Source organism: Algibacter pacificus, assembly GCF_008033385.1.
GTDB lineage: Bacteria > Bacteroidota > Bacteroidia > Flavobacteriales > Flavobacteriaceae > Algibacter > Algibacter pacificus.
This window is the reverse complement of sequence record NZ_VOGY01000025.1, coordinates 1-4,477: the sequence shown is the minus strand read 5'-3', so window position 1 is coordinate 4,477 and position 4,477 is coordinate 1. Positions and strand designations below refer to the sequence as shown.

At 27.6% G+C, this 4,477-nt stretch carries 6 protein-coding genes and 2 pseudogenes; all 8 read left to right on the top strand.

What is annotated here, in order from left to right; genetic code table 11:
- The first annotated feature begins 140 nt into the window (after positions 1-140).
- The gene (locus FQU21_RS17055) at positions 141-512 is read left to right on the top strand and encodes a S26 family signal peptidase (RefSeq protein ID WP_147679214.1); all 372 of its coding nucleotides are present in this window, start codon (positions 141-143) and stop codon (positions 510-512) included.
- 356 nt (positions 513-868) lie between these two features.
- Complete coding sequence (locus tag FQU21_RS17050; protein ID WP_147679213.1) at positions 869-1,273, top strand: hypothetical protein; 405 nt, start codon at positions 869-871, stop codon at positions 1,271-1,273.
- A 17-nt stretch (positions 1,274-1,290) separates the two neighbouring features.
- The gene (locus FQU21_RS17045; RefSeq protein WP_147679212.1) at positions 1,291-1,710 is read left to right on the top strand and encodes a hypothetical protein; all 420 of its coding nucleotides are present in this window, start codon (positions 1,291-1,293) and stop codon (positions 1,708-1,710) included.
- 73 nt (positions 1,711-1,783) lie between these two features.
- A complete protein-coding gene (locus tag FQU21_RS17040) occupies positions 1,784-2,902 on the top strand; it encodes a 6-bladed beta-propeller (protein ID WP_147679211.1) in 1,119 nt (372 codons plus the stop codon).
- Positions 2,903-2,928: 26 nt separating this feature from the next.
- Positions 2,929-3,504: a hypothetical protein gene (locus tag FQU21_RS17035; RefSeq protein WP_147679210.1), complete on the top strand. Its 576-nt coding sequence runs from the start codon at positions 2,929-2,931 to the stop codon at positions 3,502-3,504.
- 201 nt (positions 3,505-3,705) lie between these two features.
- Positions 3,706-4,017, top strand: a complete 312-nt coding sequence (locus tag FQU21_RS17030; protein WP_222708018.1) for a S26 family signal peptidase — start codon at positions 3,706-3,708, stop codon at positions 4,015-4,017.
- An 11-nt stretch (positions 4,018-4,028) separates the two neighbouring features.
- A pseudogene (locus tag FQU21_RS17885) lies at positions 4,029-4,118 on the top strand (hypothetical protein); the annotation flags it as partial.
- Between the two features lie 78 nt (positions 4,119-4,196).
- Positions 4,197-4,477 (top strand): annotated as a pseudogene (locus FQU21_RS17770) (hypothetical protein); the annotation flags it as partial.

Here is a 4,477-nt window from a genome sequence, read left to right as displayed (position 1 = left end):
GATTTGATGAAGAATTTAAATTCTTCATCAAATCTGACCTAAATAATAATTATTTATCGAACTTTAATGTGTCCTAAAAAGGGGAAGCCTACAAAAAGGGGAAGCCTACAATATTAGATACTTTTAAACCAGACAGAAAGTTGCTGGCAAAATTACCCAACAAAAATTGGACTTATGATAACATGGGGCCATTTATAATCCCAAAAAAAGGGTTGCAAATTGATTTAAACTACGACAACTATTTATTGTATAACCAAACCATTAACAAATTTGAAAACGCGAATTTAAAATATGTTGACGGTAAGGTTTATGTTGACGGCAAAATAGCTTCAGCTTATACTTTTCAAAAACACTATTATTTTATGATGGGTGATAATAGAAAAGCAACTGCAGATTCTAGAGCATGGAGCTTTTTACCAGAGCAAAACATCATTGGTAAGGTACAATGTGTGTTGTTCTCGAATTTTAAAGATAAATTCCGATTGAGTAGACTTTTTAAATCTATAAATTAATGCTTAGTAAATCTCACTACTAAACTACAGGAATTACGGAAAACCATAATGCATTACCGAAAAAATAGTAAATATCTTCTAAAAAAATAGCAAAGTGTCAGAATTTGTCCTTGTGAGGTTTTAAATTTGAGAAATCAATAAAAATAATAAACCTCTGAGCATTAGGTTAAAAAATATAATCACAAATTGTTTAACTAAAAATTCATGCCTATGACATAAATAAAAATAATACCCAGAGGAAGTCTTTAATTTTTAGGCTAAATAGTGTTTTAAGATAAACATTATTTGATATTCTGTAAAAGTAATATTTCCTTGATGACTTTAAAAAAATACATAAATTTTAAAAATGAAAAAAAATGAAAAAAATAATTTTAGTTACTCTATTAGCTGTAGCTGTATTTGGGAATTTAACTTTATCGAACACTGATAATAGCGTTAGTATTAACCTATCTCAATTAATTGCAAATGCTCAGGATTCATCAGAGGACGCTTCTAACCCTCCTCCTGTTGGAGGAAAACGTGCTGTTGTTCATGATGGTAGAAGAAATGATGGTAGAAGAAATAATGGTGAGGGATCAATTATTTTAAATGGGTATAGATTAGCACCAGTGAAACAACAAAGTGGAACAACAACTCATTATTTACCTGGTCCAAGTTCAATAGCAAGTGTACAAAGACCAATATATCATTATGTAGATTGTTGCGTTAATTTCAACCAAAACACGGCTTGCGATAATGCGGGTGAAGACGAAGATTGTTAATAAATAAGAATAATAAAATGAAAAAAATAATTTTAGCTACTCTAATAGCTGTAGCTGTATTTGGGAATTTAACTTTATCGAACACTGATAATAGCGTTAGTATTAACCTATCTCAATTAATTGCAAATGCTCAAGATTCATCAGAGGACGCTTCTAACCCTCCTCCTGTTGGAGGAAAACGTGCTGTTGTTCATGATGGTAGAAGAAATAATGGAGCAGTAGTTGAGGGGGATTGGCATCGAGGAACTGAATTCTTACCTGTTGAAATTGGTTCTAGTGGTACAACAATTTATAAAGGAACAGTAAATATTAGTGTAAACCCATCGGCAGAGGGTGAAGTTGAGCGCTCGCTAAATACAGTAATAGAATGGTGCTGTATGTCTTCAAACACATCAACATTATGTAACTTCAATAGTGAAACAACAAATCTTTGTTAATAAATTAAATTTAAAAGAGGACAATAGAAAATTGATTGTCCTCTTTTTCTCATTAAACTTTAGTTAATAATCCATGAAAAAAAAATACATAGTATCATTTTTGGTTTTACCCCTATTTTTTTTTAATTGTAACAAACCAGCAAAAAAAAATGACTTAGCCAAAAACGTAATTAGTATTGATAATAGTTTTTTAAAAAAAACTGTTCTATTCTCAAGACTATTAGACTCCATTACATATATTCAACTAGAAACAAATAACACCTGTCTTATTGGTGAAATAGGTAAAATTATAACTCATAAAAATCGATTATATATTCATGACAGAAAAACAAAAACTATATTCTGGTTTTCAAAAAAGGGAGATTATATAAACAAGTTGAAAAAAATAGGTAAAGGCCCAGGGGAATATCTTAAAATTTCAGATTTTTTTATTTACAATGATATTATTCATATTTATGACGCAAATCTTAGGAAAATATTTCAGTATAGTTTAAATGGTGAATTTTTAAAAGATAAACATCTTGGAATAGATTTAATAAGATATATAATACCTACTAATGGAGGGTATTTATGTAATAATGAATTTGATGATGGAGAACTTCAAAGATCTAAAACAGGAATATGGAAAATAAATACAAATGGTAAATTTGAAAAACAATATTTAAAGTTCGATAAGCACTTAGATATCTTATTTGGTTCTTCACCAATGTACAGTTATAAAAATGAAATAAGATTTTTATCCCACTTGAACAACTCATTATACTCATTCAAAAATGATAGCTTAAAAAAGCTATATACTTATAAATTTCAAGACCTAAAAACAGTTAATGATTATAAAAAGGGACGAATAAAAAATAAAGAGCTAGGGATTGGTTTCTATTCCATCTTCGAAACAGACGATTGGTTAATTTCTACTTGGCCTATCGATAATAGTAATACAAAAATAGTTTATCACTCAAAAAAAGACGACAAAATTCAGGTTGACAATGTATTTGCTAATGATATTTCTGGAGTTACAGGAAATTTAGTTAAAACCAATTTTGGAAACAATAAATTAATTGGCATTATTAATAGTGCAGAATTTATTGAAAGTAAAACTTATTTTTTAGATAATAAAAAAAATAAAATAGACAAATTGAAAGATATCACATATAGTGATAATCCAATATTACAAATTTTTCATTTTAAATAAAGCCAATTAATATAGAAATAAAAATTATGTCGAAAAATATAACATATTTATTATTAATATTTTCTCTTATAATTATAAGTTTATTCACCATTAAATATTTTAATTTTAAAAATGAAATTAATAAACTTAAAAATATAATTGAATTTAAAGATAATAATAATCAGGAATCATTTTCTGAAAAAATTAAAACAGCGACCAAGAATTCAGCAGACTTAATAAACACGAATATTTCAGATTATAATATAGATATTAAAAGTATATTATTGGAGCAAAAGTTTAATTTATTATTTTATTTTAATGATAAAACCTGTGGAACATGTATTGATGAAGCACTAGTCGATGTAAATGATTATATTAAAGAAAATGTTGGCGAAATTCAACTTTTAGTGTCTTATGAAGATGAAAGAGACTATATGTTTTTAGACCAAAAAATTGATTTTAAACATCCAGTAATCAAGGTTAAAGATATTCCGTTTTTGTCTCCAACATTCTTAATAGTTGACAAAAAAGGGGGTATTATTAATTCACATACCTATATAAAAGAGTTTCCTGAGATCAATAAATTATTTTTAATGTCGACTAGTAAGTTACTTGCAATTTAATTCCATAAAAATAGTTTTGAATACTATTAATAATAAACGCTATTTTATATTGATTCTCCTTTTGTTTGTATTCATTTTTGGAGAATATTGGGTGTTTATAGCCTTAGCTAGCCTGTTTGTAATATACCTAGTGTTTGCAAAAGTTTTGGCTCTAATTAAAAATAACTATTTAGAAAAAGTACTCAAAGGTTTTTTGAATTTTTGTTATTCATCTCACTTATATTAGTTTTAAAAATATTCGTTTTTGGAGTATATAAAATCCCTAGTTCCTCCATGAAAAATGCTTTGTTTCCCAATGATGTCATTATAGTTAATAAACTAAAATACGGTCCAAAATTACCACGCTCGCCTTTTGATATTCCCTTGGTAAACATAGCGTACTATTTCAATGAAACGCAAAAAAACGTTTTAAAGAGTATTGGTGGCTTTATAAAAGATTATCTGGCACAGCTTCAATTAAACAAAGAGATGTTATCGTTTTTAACTCCCTTTGGGAAAAAGACTTTATTTTAGTAAAACGCTGTGTGGCCATCTCTGGTGACACGTTGCATATAGAAAATGGCATAGTGTATACTAACAGTAAAGTTTTTAAAGTTAACACTGAAAAACATAAATATAAGTTTGAAATAATAACCGAGAAAAAGGCCTTTCGTAAAATATTAAATGGACAGGGTTTGAGTCATGTTAATTTTATGAAAAGTAGCAGTGAGCATATTTTAAAAGCTAAATTATCTCAGAATGAAGTAGACATCATTAAAAACATAGAAAGTGTTAAGAATTTTCAGTTGATATTAGATACTTTTAAACCAGACAGAAAGTTGCTGGCAAAATTACCTAACAAAAATTGGACTTATGATAACATGGGGCCTTTTATAATTCCAAAAAAAGGGTTGCAAATTGATTTAAACTACGATAATTATTTATTGTATAACCAAACCATTAACAAATTTGAAAACGCGAATTTAAAATATGT

What these genes read in the sequence shown, in the direction of transcription:
- FQU21_RS17050 (WP_147679213.1), top strand. Translation starts at nt 869, where the DNA reads ATGAAAAAAATAATTTTAGTTACTCTATTAGCTGTAGCTGTATTTGGG.
- FQU21_RS17045 (WP_147679212.1), top strand. Translation starts at nt 1,291, where the DNA reads ATGAAAAAAATAATTTTAGCTACTCTAATAGCTGTAGCTGTATTTGGG.
- FQU21_RS17040 (WP_147679211.1), top strand. Translation starts at nt 1,784, where the DNA reads ATGAAAAAAAAATACATAGTATCATTTTTGGTTTTACCCCTATTTTTT.
- FQU21_RS17035 (WP_147679210.1), top strand. Translation starts at nt 2,929, where the DNA reads ATGTCGAAAAATATAACATATTTATTATTAATATTTTCTCTTATAATT.